Consider the following 14,451-nt stretch of genomic DNA (forward strand, 5'->3'; position numbering starts at 1 on the left):
GGGGTCGGTGGTCGACACCCCCACCGGGGGAACCGCGGGGGCACGAGGTGAGGCGGGACATGGCGCGAGGACGGCGGACGGCCGAGGTCGGAGCCGGGCGCGGGACCGTGCCCGAACGCCTGCTGGAGGCGGCCACCAGGCTCTTCGCGGAGCGGGGGTTCGAGAGCACCTCCGTGCAGGAGGTCGTGGCGGCGGCGGGCGTCACCAAGGGGGCCATGTACCACTACTTCGGCTCCAAGGACGACCTGCTCCACGAGGTCTACGCCCGCGTGCTGCGGATGCAGACCGAACACCTGGTGGAGATCTCCGCCCGCGAGGCACCCGTGGCCGAACGGGTCCACGCGGCCGCCGCCGACGTCATCGTCACCAGCGTCGCCAACATGGACGACACCAAGATCTTCTTCCGGTCCATGCACCAGCTCACCCCGGAGAAGCAGCGCAGCGTGCGGGCCGAACGCCGCGCCTACCACGAGATCTTCCGCGCGATGATCGAGCAGGGTCAGAGCGAGGGCGTCTTCCGCTCCGACGTCCCCGCCGACCTGGTCGTGGACTACTTCTTCGGTTCCGTGCACCACCTGGGCACCTGGTACCGGCGTGACGGCGAACTCACCGGCGACGACGTCGGCCGCCACTTCGCGGACCTGCTCGTCGCGGGTCTGCGCCCGCCGACCTGAGCGTCGGCGGGTACCGCGGACGACACGGACACGACGAGGGCCGGGGCGCACGCCGCCCCCGGCCCTCACCGGCGCCGCCCACACGGCCACCGGGAACTCCGCTCCGTCAGGCGTACTTGCGCAGCTCCGCCCGGGCCAGCGAACGCAGGTGCACCTCGTCCGGGCCGTCGGCCAGCCGCAGCGAGCGCACCCCCGCCTGCCACCCGGCCAGCGGCGTGTCCTGACTGACCCCGGCCGCGCCGTGCGCCTGCACGCACCGGTCCAGGATCCGCTCCACCGTGCGCGGGGTGGCGATCTTGATCGCCTGGATCTCGGTGTGCGCCCCCTTGTTGCCCACGGTGTCCATCAGATAGGCGGTCTTGAGCACCAGCAGGCGCAGCTGCTCGATCGCGACCCGGGCCTCCGCGATCCATTCGCGGACCACACCCTGCTCGGCCAGCGGACGACCGAACGCGACCCGCTCCACCACCCGTCTGCAGGTCAGTTCCAGGGCGCGCTCAGCGATGCCGATCGACCTCATGCAGTGGTGGATGCGCCCCGGGCCCAGCCGGGCCTGGGCGATCGCGAACCCCTCGCCCTCGCCCCCCACCAGGTTCCCGACCGGCACGCGGACGTCCTCGAAGAACACCTCCGCGTGACCGCCGTGGTCGTTGTCGTCGTAGCCGAACACACTCATGCCGCGCTCGATCCGCAGCCCCGGGGTGTCGCGAGGCACCAGCACCATGCTCTGCTGCCGGTGCCGCTCCGCGTCGGGGTCGGTCCGGCCCATCACGATGAGGACCTCGCAGGCCGGGTTGAGCGCTCCGGTGATGAACCACTTGTGGCCGTTCACCACGTACTCGTCGCCCTCGCGGACGATCCTGGTGGTGATGTTGGTGGCGTCGGAGGAGGCCACCTCCGGCTCCGTCATCGCGAAGGCGGAGCGGATCCGCCCGTCCAGCAGGGGCTCCAGCCACCGCTCCCTCTGCTCCGGGGTGCCGAACATCGTCAGCACCTCCATGTTCCCGGTGTCCGGGGCCGCGCAGTTGAGCGCCACCGGGGCCAGCTGGGGGCTGCGCCCGGTGATCTCGGCCAACGGGGCGTACTGGAGGTTGGGCAGCCCCCCGTGTTCGGGGTGTCCGGCCAGGAAGAGGTTCCACAGCCCGCGTCGGCGGGCCTCGGCCTTGAGCTCCTCGACCACGGGCGGCGCGGACCAGGGGTCCGCGCGCTCGGCCAGCTGGGCGGCGAACACGGGCTCGGCGGGGTGGACGTGTTCGTCCATGAAGGCCAGCAGCCGGGCGCGCAGCTCCTCGGTCCTGGCGTCGAAAGCGAAGTCCATCGGTCCTCAGTCCTCCTTGAGTACGGAGTGGGCGCGCTGGACCAGGGGGACGACCACGTCCCCGATCCCGTCGAATCCCGCCCCCACGGTCAGGCCCCGCGCGTGCCGGTAGTGGATGCCCTCGGCGATCACCGCGAGCTTGAAGCAGCCGAAGGCCACGTACCAGCCGAGCCGGGACACGTCCCGGCCGGTCGCGGCCGCGTACATCCGGGCGAGTTCGGGGGAGGAGGGGAACCCCTTGGCGGAGGTGGCCGGGCTCGGGCCGCCGGTGACGGGCTGCTCCCGGTAGACCAGCATCAGACCCAGGTCGACGAGGGGGTCCCCGAGGGTGGCCATCTCCCAGTCGAGGACGGCGGTGAGCCGCCCGTCCTCGGTGACCAGCACGTTGTCGAGCCGGTAGTCACCGTGCACGATCGCGGGCGCGCCCTGTTCGGGAAGGGTGGCGGCGAGGCGCTCCCGGAGCTCGTCGATCCCGGGGAGGTCGCGGCTGCGCGAGGCCTCCAACTGCCTGCTCCACCGGCGCACCTGGCGTTCCAGGAAGCCCGCCGGGCGGCCGAAGTCGGCCAGGCCCACCTCCTCGGGGTCCACCGCGTGCAGCTCGCCCAGCGTGGTGACCAGCGCGTCCGCGAGCGCGCGCACCCCCGTGGCGCCGAACGGGGCGATCTCGTCCAGGGTGCGCAGCGGGGTGCCCGCCACGTGCTCCATGACGTAGAACGGCGCGCCCAGCACCTCGGTGTCCTCGCACAGGAGGTGGGTGCGCGGGACCGGCACGGCGGTCCCGCTCAGCGCGCTCATCACCCGGTACTCGCGGGGCATGTCGTGCGCGGTGGCGAGCACGTGTCCCAGCGGCGGGCGGCGTACCACCCACGAACCGGTGCCGTCCGAGACCGTGTAGGTCAGGTTGGACTTCCCGCCGGCGACCACCCGCCCGGCGAGCGGCCCCGAGACCAGTCCGGGCACCTCGCGGTCCAGGTGCGCGCGCAGCCGTTCCAGGTCCAGGCCGGGCAGTGCCTCGCTCATGTTCGCTCCTCGGTGGTGAACACCCGCGCCTGGAGGCGGCGCATCCCGGCCAGCCAGGCGTCGGTGTCGGTGGCCCGGGCCGCGTAGTAGTCGGCGACCCGGGGGTGGGGCAGGATCAGGAAGCGCCCGTCCGCCAGCCCGGCCATCACGGCCTCGGCCACCTCCTCGGCGCTGATGGCCTCACCCGCCAGGATGGCGCGGCCCTCCGGCCCGGTGGAGTCGAGCATGCCGGTGCGCACACCGAGGGGGCACAGGCACTGGGTGGTGACGCCCCGGTCCCCGTAGGTGGCCGACATCCACTCACCGAAGGCCAGCGCCGCGTGCTTGGTCACCGAGTACGGGGCGCTGCCCAGCATGCTGAGCAGCCCGGCGGCGGACACGGTGGTGAGCAGGTGGCCGCGGCCGCGCTCCAGCCACCCCGGCACCAGCGCGCGGGCCGCGCGGACGTGCGCCATCACGTTGACCTGCCAGGAGAGTTCCCAGTCGGACTCCAGGGCCTCGGGCCCGCCGTGGACCGCGACCCCGGCGTTGGCCACGTACAGGTCGATCCCGCCCAGTCGCTCCCCGGCCTCGCCGACCAGGGCGGCCACGCCCTCCTCGCTCGCGGCGTCCCCGGGTACGGCGGTCCCGCCGATCTCCTCGGCCACGGCCCGGGCGGCGTCCGCGTCCAGGTCGTTGACCACGACGCGCGCCCCGGATCCGGCCAGGCGGCGGGCGAGGGCCGCGCCGATCCCGTTCCCACCGCCGGTGACCACGGCTCCGATGCCGTTCGGATCCATGCCGTTCACACCCCTCCGGTCAGGGTGACGCCGCCGTCCAGCACCAGGGTGCGGCCGGTGACCCACGCGGCGTCGTCGGAGAGCAGGAAGGCGACGGCGCCCGCGACGTCCTCGGGCACGCCGAGGCGGCCCAGCGGGTACTGGGCGGCCACCTCCTCCTCACGCCCCTCGTACAGGGCCTCCGCGAAGCGGGTCTTGACCACCGCGGGGGCGACCCCGTTCACGCGGACGCCGGGGCCGAGTTCGACCGCGAGCTCCTCGGTGACGTGGGTGAGCATGGCCTTGGTGGCGCCGTAGAAGCCGATGCCGGGGGCGGGTTTGGTCCCGGCCACGGAGGAGACGTTGACGATGGCGCCGCCGTGCTCGGCCAGCCCGGCGCGGTACACCTTCTGGACCCAGGAGATCGCGGAGAGGACGTTGACCTCGAAGATCTTGCGGGCGGCGTCGAGGTCGAGGTCGACCATGCGGCCGTAGACCGGGTTGATGCCGGTGTTGTTGACGAGGAGGTCGACTCCGCCGAAGGCGTCGAGCGTGGCGGCGATCGCGGCGTCCTGGTGCTCGGGGTCGTGGGCCCGGCCGGGGATCCCGATGGCGTGCTCGGGGCCGCCGAGGGCCTCGACCGCCTCCTTGAGGGGTTCGGGCTTGCGCGCCGTGACGCACACGCGGGCGCCCTCGGAGACGAGCCGCTGGGCGACGGCCAGGCCGATGCCGCGACTGGCACCGGTGATGATGGCGGTGCGCCCGCCGAACCGCGATGTCATGCGTACTCCCTAGACCGACTGGTCGGTATGTCACGGAGACTCTATGTCGGTGGGGGCGCGTGCCGCAAGGGGTCCGTGGGCAGGCCGGGGGACAATGACGCGGACGCGGGCGCGATCGCCCGTGCCGGGCACACAGGAGGTTCCACCATGGCCACCGAGGTCACCGACGTCCCCGAGCGGCGCCGCTACGAGGTCACCGCCGACGGCGAGGTCGCGGGACACGCGGAGTACATCCTCACCGACGAACTCATCACCTTCACCCACACCGAGATCGACCCCGCCTTCGAGGGGCGGGGGTTGGGCGGCGCCCTGGTCCGCGCGGCCCTGGACGATGTGCGCTCCCGAGGGCTGGCCGTGCTCCCGCTGTGCCCCTTCGTCAAGGAGTGGATCGGGCGCCACCGCGAGTACGCCGACCTCGTGTACCGGTGAGGGATCCGAGGAAAGGAGCCACGAGCGTGAGTACTGACTACGGGCGCGAGATCGCCTTCGGGGTCTTCCCCTCCCCGGACGCGGACCCGGACACCCTGCGGCGGACCTGGTCGGTGATCGAGGCGGCCGAGCGCGGCGGTCTCGAGTTCGCCGGGTTCCAGGACCATCCCTACCAGCGGCGGCACCTGGACACCTGGAGCCTGATGGCCACGGTGCTGGCCCGCACCGAACGGCTGCGGGTCTTTCCCGACGTCGCCAACCTGCCGCTGCGGCCCCCGGCCGTCATGGCCAAGAACGCGGCCTCCCTGGACGTGCTCTCCGGCGGGCGGTTCGAGCTCGGCCTGGGCGCCGGGGCGTTCTGGGAGGCGATCGAGGCGATGGGCGGCGAGCGCCGGACCCCGCGCGAGGCCGCCGACTCCCTGCTGGAGGCGATGGAGGTGATCCGGCTGATGTGGTCCGGCCAGAGGTCGGTTCGCTTCGAGGGGGAGTACCACCGGCTCGCAGGGGTCAAGCCGGGGCCCGCCCCCGCGCACGACATGGGGATCTGGCTCGGTGTGGGCGGTCCACGGATGCTGCGGGCCGTGGGGCGGAGCGCCGACGGGTGGGTGGTCTCCCACGCGAACCTGGGGCCGGAGCGGTTGGCCGAGGCGCACGCCCGGATCGACGCGGGGGCGGCCGAGGCCGGCCGGGACCCGGCGTCCGTGCGCCGCGTGTACAACCTGTGGGGCACGATCACCGGTCGTGGTGCCGAGGGCGCCCCGGGGGACCCGCTGCGCGGTCCGGTGGAGGCGTGGGTGGAGGCGGTCACCGGGTTCGTCCTGGAGCACGGCATGGACACGTTCGTGGTCGGCCCGGCGGAGAACTCGGCCGCGCAGGTGGAACTGTTCGCCGCCGAGGTGGCGCCCGCCGTCCGGGAGGCGGTACGCGCGGCCCGGTCCTGACGCCGAGGTCCGTTCCCCCCGTTCCGGACGGCCACCCGGAACGGGGGAAAGCGGACGATGGTGAATCTACATCGTAAAGGTGGGCGTTCTGAGGGGTGGAGAGCCGCTACGCGGAGGGGTCGAGCGTCAGCTTGCCCACGGTGCCGCGCGCCCGCAGGTCCTGGTGCGCGCGCCGGGCCTCGGTCAGGGGATAGATGGTCCCGAGCACCGGCCGGAGGGCGCCCTCCGACACCAGGGCGAAGAGCTCGCGCATGGCCTGGCCGACCACGTCGCCCGGAAGCAGGTAGGCGTGCGGCAGCCACATGCCGCCCACCGTGGCCGAGTGGCGCATCAGGTTGGGCAGCTTCACGGGGGAGGGCTGTTCACGCGAGGCCATCCCGTAGAAGCCCAGGCGCCCGAACGGGGCCAGGGCCCGGATGCTCTCGTCGGTGATCCGGCCGCCCACCATGTCCAGGACGATGTCCACCCGCCTGCCCTCGTTGGCGTCGATCAGCGCGGTGGTCATGTCCGGGGCGGAGGAGTCCACCACCGCGTCCGCGCCCAGCTCCAGGGCGAGGTCGCGCTTGTCCCCGGTGCTGGCCACGGCGATCACCCGACCGGCGCCGAACCGCTTGGCCAGCTGTACGGCGAGGGTGCCCACGCCGCCGCCGGCCGCGTGCACCACGACCGACTCCCCGGGTTCGATCCGGGTGGTGCGGCGCAGCAGCAGCCAGGCCGAGGCGCCCTGCACGACCAGGGCGAGCGCGGCCGCGTCGGTCACGTCGTCGGGGATGTCGTACGCCAGGTTGGGGTCGACCACCGCCCGCTGGGCGTACCCGCCGCCGCCGTTGAGCAGGCCCACCACCCGGCGGCCGTCGGCGGTGCGCCCGGCGACCTCGCTGCCGGGGACCATGGGCAGGTCGGAGGGGGACAGATAGGTGTTCTCCGCCTGGTGGGTGTCGGCGAAGTTCACCCCGCTGAGGGCGACGTCGACCAGGAGCTGACCGGGGCCCGGCTCCGGGTCCGGCAGCTCCGTGGGAACGAGGACCTCGGGTCCGCCGAACTCGGTGATCTGGATGGCGCGCATGCTGGGCCCTTCCTGATGGTGGAGCGGTCTCGGCGGACATCATACCGACCAGATGGTATGTCTCGTGGGGTGGGCCGCTCACGGGCGTGTGGCGTCGGACGCGGACGGGCCCCTCGGCCCTCGGTGGTTCACCGTGGCGAGGGGCCCGGGCACGGGTGCCGGTGCTACCTGCGGCGGGAGGAGCCGCCGCTGGAACGGCCGCCCCCGGAGCGGCCCCCGCCGGACCTGCGGCCCGAACCCGATCGGCTGGAGCTCGATCGGCCGGTGCTCGAACGGCCCGCGCCCGAACGGCCGACCCTGCTGGAGGCGGCCTTCCCGAAACCGCGGCCACCGCCGGAGACACGGCTCGATCCGCTCCGCGAGGCGGTGCCGCGCGACGAGGTCCCGCGGGCGGAGGAGGCGCTCCGGGACGACGAGGTCCCGCGTGAGGTGGACGCCTTACGGGCGGGGGTACCCGAGGAACGGTCGAACCCCAGACCCGACGAGGAACGCCCGGAGCTCCCGGCCGTCCCGTCCGAGGCGCGACCGGCGGTCCTGCTCCCTGACACGTCGCGCTTGATCCGGGCGGCCCGCGAGGTCCCGCCGCCGCCCTGGGCGCGCCCCCGGCGTTCGCGGCGCGAGGTCCAGCCGCTGGCAGGGGTCTCCGAGCGCGAGGCGAACCCCGCCCCGCCCCGGCGCTCCACACGCGGGGCACGGACGGCCCTCGGAGCAGGGGCCTCGGACCGGCCCGAGACCGGGCGGTGGTCGCGCCGGGAGACCCCCGCGTGCCCGCCGGAGACCACACGGGACCGGCGGCGCACCGGCTGGAAGGTGTGGACCACCAGGGGCCGACGTCGGCGCCGGGTGACCATGTACCCGCGCCGGGGGTGGTGCCAGTGGTGGCGCGGCTCGTAGCCGTACTCGGGGTGGCGGCGGAAGTCCGCGTAGTGCGAGTGGTAGAACTCCGGCTCGCGCTCGTGCAACAGCACGTCGATGGTGATCGCGGCTCCGATCACCAGGCGTCGCAGTGGCCAGGGCAGGTCGTAGGCGAACTCCAGCGCGTAGCGGTCCTCCGTGGTGAAGAACCGTCCGCCCAACCCTGGGTGCTCCTTGCCGATCCGGGCGATCTCGATCCCGGCGTGGTCCAGGACGGTGAAGTCCCAGCCTCTCCAGTCGCCCCGGATCTCGGCGACGGTGTGGCCCCGGGGGTCGTTGAGCCGGAACCGCGAGCCCATGAAGGAACGGTCCTGGACGATGGTGCCGTAGGGCTCGCGGTGCGGGCCGCTCACGTGGATGTAGGGGCGCCCGCGGTCCCAGGGCTTGTCCAGGGTGATGAGTGGATGACCGTCGGGGGCGTAGATCGTGAACCTGTGTGGCAGCCGGGAGTCGCGCCGGTGCGTGTGCGTCCACGCGGTCATGTGTTCGTTCACGTACGCGAGCGGGTGGCCTCCGCCGTCGAGGACCTCGTAGTGTCCTTCGGCGGCGAACAGGCGGCGGGGTTGCTCGACCAGCAACACGGGCGCGGTGAACAGGGGTGCGTGCATGGGGTGGGGGCCTTTCCGGCGCTGTCGCCCTGCGGGGCGGCGGGTCGGTGGGGTGCGGGGGCGCTGGATCCGCGTCGGGCGGACTCGGGAGAATCCAGCGGAACCTCCTGTCCGGCTTCGACGGACACGCGCCCTCCCGGGTTCCGCACGGTCCCGCGGGCCTTGCGCGAGCAAACCTAACGTTGTTAGGTGGAAACGGCACCGACCCCCAGGAGGCACCCGTGGACGCCGAGCACATCGTGGAGACCGTGAACGGACGGGTGCGCGGCACCGTCTCCCCCCGGTCCCTGGACGGGCGGACCACCCTGTACCGGGGCATCCCCTTCGCCGCCGCGCCCTTCGGGGAACACCGCTTCGCGGCCCCCGCGCCGCCCCGGCCTGGGACGGGGTCCGCGACTGTACCGAACCGGGCCCGCCCGCGCCGCAGAGCGCCCAGTTCATCGGTACCGAGCCGTGGGACGCGGACACCTCCCTGGACTGCCTCGTCCTCAACGTGTGGTCCCCGCGGAACGGGAGCGGGCCGGGCGCCGCCGCCCCGGTCATGGTGTGGATCCACGGCGGCGCCTACATCGTCGGCTCCGGCTCGGAGGCCACCTACGACGGCACCCGCCTGGCCGAGACCGGGATCGTCGTGGTGAGCGTCAACTACCGGCTGGGTTTCGAGGGCTTCGGCCACGTCCCCGGCCGCCCCGACAACCGGGGGCTGCTCGACCAGATCGCCGCCCTGCGCTGGGTCCGCGACAACATCGCCGCGTTCGGCGGCGACCCCGACGACGTCACCGTGGCGGGGGAGTCCGCCGGTGCCGGTGCCGTGGTCTGCCTCATGGCCTCGCCCCAGGCACGCGGTCTCTTCCACCGCGCCGTCGCGCACAGCGTCCCTGGCGACATGGTCACCGCCGACACCGCGCGCCTGGTCGCCGAGAACGTGGCCACGGAGGTCGGTGTGCCGTTGGAGGCCGGTGCCCTGGCCGAGGTGGCGCCGGAGAAGCTGCTGGCCGCCACCGACGCGATCCTCTCGGGTACCGGGGGGTCCAGCGGAGGGGCGCGGTCCAGGGCGTTCACCTGCTACGCGCCCGTGGTGGGCGGCCCCGAACTCCCCGAGCCGCCGTTGGCGGCCATCGCGCGGGGCGCCGCCGCCGACGTGGCGCTGCTGGTGGGCCACAACACCGACGAGTTCACGCTCTTCACCGGGCTCGGCCAGAAGGTGGAGATCGAGGACGCGTCGGCCCTCGCGGTCACCGCGGGCCGTCTCGGTCTGGGGGAGGAGGCGGTGGAGGTCTACCGCGCGGCGCACCCCGGAGCCTCCCTCACGGACCTCTACGGCGAGATCCGCGGCGACGCCATGTTCTGCGAGTACTCCACCCGGCTGGCGGAGGCGCAGGCGGCGGCGGGCGGCAGCGCGCACTTCTTCCGGTTCGCCGCGCGCAGCCGTGTCCTGGAGGGGACGCTGGGGGCCTGCCACGCCTTCGACCTTCCCTTCGCCTTCGGCAACATGGACTGCGACCTGGCGCGGTTCCTCTGCGACGGTCCGCCGGACGCCGCGTACCTGGCGTTGTCCGAGCGGATGAGGGCGGCCTGGAGCGCCTTCGTGTCCGGCGGCGACCCGGGGTGGGACCCGGTTCGTCCGGAAACGACCGTGGTCCGGGTCTGGGATCTGGAGGACGCCCAGCGGGAGGGTGACGACTCACCGTTGCGCGCCCTGTGGTCCGGTGTGACCTTCGCACCGAGGTAGCGCCCCCCACCCCCGGAGGGCTCCGACGGTCGATAACATTTGGCCACGGGGTTTGGTACTGGTGTGACGGGGGTCGATTCGTGGTGGAAGACGTACCGGAGGCGCTGCTGGCCGCTCGCGACGACGTCGCGCGCTTCCTCCTGTCGTACAAGTTCGCCATCGACACCGTGATGGCGAAGGTCAACATCCTCAACGAGGAGTTCCGCTACACCCACGACCACAATCCCATCGAGCACGTGAGCTCCCGGCTCAAGACCCCGGCCAGCATCATGGAGAAGGCACGGCGGCGCGGGGTGCCCTACGACCTCAACGAGATTCGCGGGTCCATACTCGACATCGCCGGGATCCGCGTGACGTGCAGTTTCGTCTCGGACACCTACACGATCCGGGACATGCTGGCCGGGCACGAGGACATCCGGGTGATGGAGGAACGCGACTACATCCGTTCCCCCAAGCCCAACGGGTACCGGAGCCTGCACCTGCTGGTGGAGACGTCGGTGCGGATGTCGGACCGGACCGAGGACGTGCCGGTGGAGATCCAGATCCGCACCATCGCGATGGACTTCTGGGCCAGCCTGGAACACAAGATCTACTACAAGTACGGCAAGTCGGTTCCGGACGGGCTGCTGGACGAGATCCGGGAGGCGGCCGAGACCGCCCACCGGCTCGACGAGACCATGGAGCGCCTGCACGGCGAGGTCCGGGAGCAGGGGGACCGGGCCAGGGGACCGCTGCCCGGACCGGAGGAGCTGCGCAAGCTGCCCCTGGCCGACGAACTGCTGCGGGCGCTGGCCGAGCGGGTCAACTCCGAGCGCTCCGACTGAACGGAGCGGTCAGCCCGCCTCGGTGCGGGAGACGACCTCACCGGAGAGCAGGATCCGCTTCTCCCGGGTGTCGGCGGTGAGCACGGTGAGGAACTGGCTGCCGTTCTGGACGACGTAGGCGTGCACCACCTCGTCCTGGAGCTCGATGCGTTCCTCGGGCACCCAGACCTCGTCGACGACGGCCGCTCCGATGAGGACCGCGGCCAGGGCGAGGATTCCGGCGCGGGCGACGAGCCGGTGGAAGAAGTCGCGGACGGGGCCGCCGCGCAGGTCGACGACGGCCAGCAGCGTGAACCAGGCCAGGGCCGCCACCAGGGCCGCCCACGCCGAGAAGGAGAGCACCGCCGCCGCGAACACGACCGCCATGGCCACCACGACCAGCAGGGATCCGGTGGAGTGGTTGCCCTCGCGGAGGTGACGCAGGTGCCCGGCGGCCGCCAGCGGTACGAAGAAAGCCAGGAGCCACAGGGTGATGCTTCCCGCGCCGAGGAAGGTGCCGACCACGATGGTGACCGCGTCACCGAAGTCGATGGCGTCGGCCAGCCCGAACGCGGTCTCCCAGTCGTAGTGGGTGACGGCCATGAGGCGCAGGAGGATGAACACGAAGGCGGCCCCGGCGGCCGTCGTCCCCGTGGACCACAGGCGCGTGTCGTTCCGCCGTGGTGCGGAATCCGCGTCGGCGCCGGTGCTCGTCTCGGTCGTGTCGTCCATGGGCCCCGGGGGTTCGTCGGTCGGATCGGCGCCCGGCGGAGGGCGCCCCCGGCGCCACGCTAGCGGCCGACCGCACGGCGGCGCGGACGGCGCACCGGGGAGACGGCAACGGGTGCCCGAAGCACGGAGGAGGGGTCCCCGACCAGCGGGAACCCCTCACCACGATCCACCGACCCCCGCAGGGCGGGGGCGACCGCTACTTGCCCAGGCCCGCGCGGCGGAGCGCTTCGGCCATGGCGCCCGAGGGCGCCGGGGCGGCGTCCCGACCGCCGCGACCGCCACCGTTCTGACGGCCGCCGCCACGCCGCTGCTCACCGCCCCGGCCACCACCGCGGGGCTGGCCGCCGCCGTTGCCACCGCGGTTGCCGCGCTCACCGCGACCGCCGCCCTGGCCACCGGAGGCCGGGGTCTCGTCGTCCAGCCGCATGGTCAGCGAGATGCGCTTGCGGGGGATGTCGACCTCGCGCACCTTGACCTTGACGATGTCGCCGGGCTTGACGATCTCGCGCGGGTCCTCCACGAACTTGTTGGAGAGCGCGGAGACGTGGACCAGACCGTCCTGGTGCACGCCCACGTCCACGAACGCGCCGAAGGCGGCCACGTTGGTGACCACGCCCTCCAGGAGCATCCCCGGCTCCAGGTCGTCCAGCTTCTCCACGCCCTCCTTGAAGGTGGCGGTGGTGAAGGCGGGACGCGGGTCGCGGCCGGGCTTCTCCAGCTCACTGAGGATGTCGGTGACGGTCGGCAGACCGAAGGTGTCGTCGACGAAGTCCTCGGGGCGGACCCCCGACAGCGCCTTCCCGTCTCCGATCAGCGACGGCAGGTCGGTGCCGGCCCGGTCCAGGATGCGGCGCACCACCGGGTAGGCCTCGGGGTGCACCGCCGACGCGTCCAGGGGGTCGTCGCCGCCCGGCACACGCAGGAAGCCCGCGCACTGCTCGAAGGCCTTGGGGCCCAGCCGGGGCACCGAACGCAGGGCGTCGCGGGTCCGGAACGGGCCGTTGGCGTCACGGTGCGACACGATGTTGCGGGCCAGGGTGGAGGTCACGCCCGACACCCGGGTCAGCAGCGGGACGGAGGCGGTGTTCACGTCCACGCCCACGCCGTTCACGCAGTCCTCGACCACGGCGTCCAGGGAGCGGGAGAGCTTCGCCTCCGCGAGGTCGTGCTGGTACTGGCCCACACCGATGGACTTCGGGTCGATCTTGACCAGCTCGGCCAGCGGGTCCTGGAGTCGTCGGGCGATCGAGGCGGCCCCGCGCAGGGAAACGTCCAGATCGGGCAGCTCCTCGGAGGCGTAGGCGGAGGCCGAGTACACCGAGGCGCCCGCCTCCGACACCATCACCTTGGTGAGCTTCAGCTCCGGGTGGCGCTTGATCAGGTCGCCCGCCAGCTTGTCCGTCTCCCGTGAGGCGGTGCCGTTGCCGATCGCGACCAGCTCCACGTCGTGGGCGGAGCACAGCTTGGCCAGGCGGTCGATCGAGCCGTCCCAGTCGCGGCGCGGCGCGTGCGGGAAGACCGTGTCGGTGGCCACGACCTTGCCGGTGGGGTCGGTGACGGCGACCTTCACGCCGGTGCGCAGGCCCGGGTCCAGACCCAGGGTGGAGCGGCTTCCGGCGGGCGCGGCCAGCAGCAGGTCGCGCAGGTTGGCGGCGAACACGTTGACGCCGTCGTCCTCGGCCCGCTGCCACAGGCGCATGCGCACGTCGATGTCGAGGCGGACCAGGATCCGGGTGCGCCAGGTCCAGCGCACGGTGTCCTGGAGCCAGCGGTCGGCGGGGCGGCCCCGGTCCACGATCTCGAAGTGGGAGGCGATGGCGTTCTCGTAGGAGCTGCGGGGGACGGTGCCGTCCGGGCCCGCCTCGGGGGTCTCCTCCGGCTCCAGGTTGAGCGTGAGGACCTCCTCCTTCTCGCCCCGGTACATCGCCAGGACGCGGTGGGAGGGGAGCGCGGTGAGCGGTTCGGAGAAGTCGAAGTAGTCCGCGAACTTGGCCCCGGCCTCCTCCTTGCCCTCGCGGACCGCGGAACCCAGGCGGCCCTTCTCCCACAGGCGTTCGCGCAGCGTGCCGGTGAGGTCGGCGTCCTCCGCGAACCGCTCCACCAGGATCGAACGGGCCCCGTCCAGGGCGGCCTTGACGTCGGCCACGCCCTTGTCGGAGTCCACGTAGGCGGCGGCGACCTCCTGCGGGTCCTGGTTCGGGTCACCGATCAGACCCTCGGCGAGCGGTTCGAGACCGGCCTCGCGGGCGATCTGGGCCTTGGTGCGGCGCTTGGGCTTGTAGGGGAGGTAGATGTCCTCCAGACGGGCCTTGGAGTCGGCCTCGTTGATCCGGGCCGCCAGCGCGTCGTCCAACTTGCCCTGGGAACGGATCGACTCCAGGATCGCGCTCCGGCGTTCGGCCAGCTCACGCAGGTAGCGCAGGCGCTCCTCCAGCGCGCGCAACTGGGCGTCGTCCAGCGCTCCGGTCGCCTCCTTGCGGTACCGGGCGATGAAGGGCACGGTCGACCCGGCGTCGAGCATGTCGACGGCGGCACTGACCTGGTGCGTGCCCACGCCGAGTTCCTCGGCGATGCGCTGGTCGATCGTGGGTGTCACAGGGGTCGTCACGAGTAAACGTCCACTCTCTGGCTGTTCGGTGCGCGGACATTCTCGCGGTGCGCGGGGCTGTTGTC

Annotated in this window: 12 protein-coding genes and 1 pseudogene; 5 read left to right on the top strand and 8 right to left on the bottom strand. The window is 72.8% G+C overall.

Annotated elements, in window-relative coordinates:
- Positions 1-59 precede the first annotated feature (59 nt).
- The gene (locus AC0VYM_RS12435; protein WP_475462322.1) at positions 60-674 is read left to right on the top strand and encodes a TetR/AcrR family transcriptional regulator; all 615 of its coding nucleotides are present in this window, start codon (positions 60-62) and stop codon (positions 672-674) included.
- A gap of 106 nt (positions 675-780) precedes the next feature.
- Here AC0VYM_RS12435 and AC0VYM_RS12440 read toward each other — a convergent pair whose 3' ends face one another.
- From AC0VYM_RS12440 to AC0VYM_RS12455, 4 genes are read right to left on the bottom strand one after another with little or no spacing between them, the layout of a single operon-like run.
- Positions 781-1,992: an acyl-CoA dehydrogenase family protein gene (locus tag AC0VYM_RS12440; protein WP_475462323.1), complete on the bottom strand. Its 1,212-nt coding sequence runs from the start codon at positions 1,990-1,992 to the stop codon at positions 781-783.
- 6 nt (positions 1,993-1,998) lie between these two features.
- Complete coding sequence (locus AC0VYM_RS12445; RefSeq protein ID WP_475462325.1) at positions 1,999-3,012, bottom strand: phosphotransferase family protein; 1,014 nt, start codon at positions 3,010-3,012, stop codon at positions 1,999-2,001.
- Positions 3,009-3,791: an SDR family oxidoreductase gene (locus AC0VYM_RS12450; RefSeq protein WP_475462327.1), complete on the bottom strand. Its 783-nt coding sequence runs from the start codon at positions 3,789-3,791 to the stop codon at positions 3,009-3,011. The genes AC0VYM_RS12445 and AC0VYM_RS12450 overlap by 4 nt, the downstream gene beginning before the upstream one ends.
- Positions 3,792-3,796: 5 nt before the next feature.
- On the bottom strand, positions 3,797-4,552 hold the full coding sequence (locus AC0VYM_RS12455) for an SDR family oxidoreductase (protein ID WP_475462329.1): 756 nt from the start codon (positions 4,550-4,552) through the stop codon (positions 3,797-3,799).
- 147 nt (positions 4,553-4,699) lie between these two features.
- Between AC0VYM_RS12455 and AC0VYM_RS12460 the strand changes: the two genes are divergently transcribed.
- Both AC0VYM_RS12460 and AC0VYM_RS12465 read left to right on the top strand, forming a co-directional pair.
- A complete protein-coding gene (locus AC0VYM_RS12460) occupies positions 4,700-4,981 on the top strand; it encodes a GNAT family N-acetyltransferase (RefSeq protein WP_475462331.1) in 282 nt (93 codons plus the stop codon).
- Between the two features lie 26 nt (positions 4,982-5,007).
- Complete coding sequence (locus AC0VYM_RS12465) at positions 5,008-5,922, top strand: LLM class flavin-dependent oxidoreductase (RefSeq protein ID WP_475462333.1); 915 nt, start codon at positions 5,008-5,010, stop codon at positions 5,920-5,922.
- A gap of 106 nt (positions 5,923-6,028) precedes the next feature.
- On the opposite strand, the gene AC0VYM_RS12470 is transcribed toward AC0VYM_RS12465, so the two are convergent.
- Together AC0VYM_RS12470 and AC0VYM_RS12475 are read right to left on the bottom strand one after the other, a co-directional pair.
- On the bottom strand, positions 6,029-6,988 hold the full coding sequence (locus AC0VYM_RS12470; RefSeq protein WP_475462335.1) for a quinone oxidoreductase family protein: 960 nt from the start codon (positions 6,986-6,988) through the stop codon (positions 6,029-6,031).
- Positions 6,989-7,152: 164 nt separating this feature from the next.
- A complete protein-coding gene (locus AC0VYM_RS12475) occupies positions 7,153-8,511 on the bottom strand; it encodes an LURP-one-related/scramblase family protein (protein ID WP_475462337.1) in 1,359 nt (452 codons plus the stop codon).
- Between the two features lie 221 nt (positions 8,512-8,732).
- Here AC0VYM_RS12475 and AC0VYM_RS12480 point away from each other — a divergent pair.
- Together AC0VYM_RS12480 and AC0VYM_RS12485 are read left to right on the top strand one after the other, a co-directional pair.
- Positions 8,733-10,243, top strand: a pseudogene (locus AC0VYM_RS12480) (carboxylesterase/lipase family protein).
- An 80-nt stretch (positions 10,244-10,323) separates the two neighbouring features.
- Positions 10,324-11,067 (top strand): GTP pyrophosphokinase, encoded by a 744-nt coding sequence (locus AC0VYM_RS12485; protein ID WP_475462339.1) that lies wholly within the window; start codon positions 10,324-10,326, stop codon positions 11,065-11,067.
- Positions 11,068-11,076: 9 nt separating this feature from the next.
- Here the strand turns inward: AC0VYM_RS12485 and AC0VYM_RS12490 are convergent, their stop codons facing one another.
- Both AC0VYM_RS12490 and AC0VYM_RS12495 read right to left on the bottom strand, forming a co-directional pair.
- A complete protein-coding gene (locus AC0VYM_RS12490; protein ID WP_475462341.1) occupies positions 11,077-11,778 on the bottom strand; it encodes a hypothetical protein in 702 nt (233 codons plus the stop codon).
- Between the two features lie 196 nt (positions 11,779-11,974).
- Positions 11,975-14,386: a Tex family protein gene (locus AC0VYM_RS12495; protein WP_475462343.1), complete on the bottom strand. Its 2,412-nt coding sequence runs from the start codon at positions 14,384-14,386 to the stop codon at positions 11,975-11,977.
- Positions 14,387-14,451: the final 65 nt, after the last annotated feature.

This window comes from Nocardiopsis sp. iso_237 (genome assembly GCF_056173345.1).

Excerpts from the sequence above, each read along its gene's own strand:
- AC0VYM_RS12435 (WP_475462322.1), top strand. The coding sequence starts at position 60 with ATGGCGCGAGGACGGCGGACGGCCGAGGTCGGAGCCGGGCGCGGGACC.
- AC0VYM_RS12440 (WP_475462323.1), bottom strand. The coding sequence starts at position 1,992 with ATGGACTTCGCTTTCGACGCCAGGACCGAGGAGCTGCGCGCCCGGCTG.
- AC0VYM_RS12445 (WP_475462325.1), bottom strand. The coding sequence starts at position 3,012 with ATGAGCGAGGCACTGCCCGGCCTGGACCTGGAACGGCTGCGCGCGCAC.
- AC0VYM_RS12450 (WP_475462327.1), bottom strand. The coding sequence starts at position 3,791 with ATGGATCCGAACGGCATCGGAGCCGTGGTCACCGGCGGTGGGAACGGG.
- AC0VYM_RS12455 (WP_475462329.1), bottom strand. The coding sequence starts at position 4,552 with ATGACATCGCGGTTCGGCGGGCGCACCGCCATCATCACCGGTGCCAGT.
- AC0VYM_RS12460 (WP_475462331.1), top strand. The coding sequence starts at position 4,700 with ATGGCCACCGAGGTCACCGACGTCCCCGAGCGGCGCCGCTACGAGGTC.
- AC0VYM_RS12470 (WP_475462335.1), bottom strand. The coding sequence starts at position 6,988 with ATGCGCGCCATCCAGATCACCGAGTTCGGCGGACCCGAGGTCCTCGTT.
- AC0VYM_RS12475 (WP_475462337.1), bottom strand. The coding sequence starts at position 8,511 with ATGCACGCACCCCTGTTCACCGCGCCCGTGTTGCTGGTCGAGCAACCC.
- AC0VYM_RS12490 (WP_475462341.1), bottom strand. The coding sequence starts at position 11,778 with ATGGACGACACGACCGAGACGAGCACCGGCGCCGACGCGGATTCCGCA.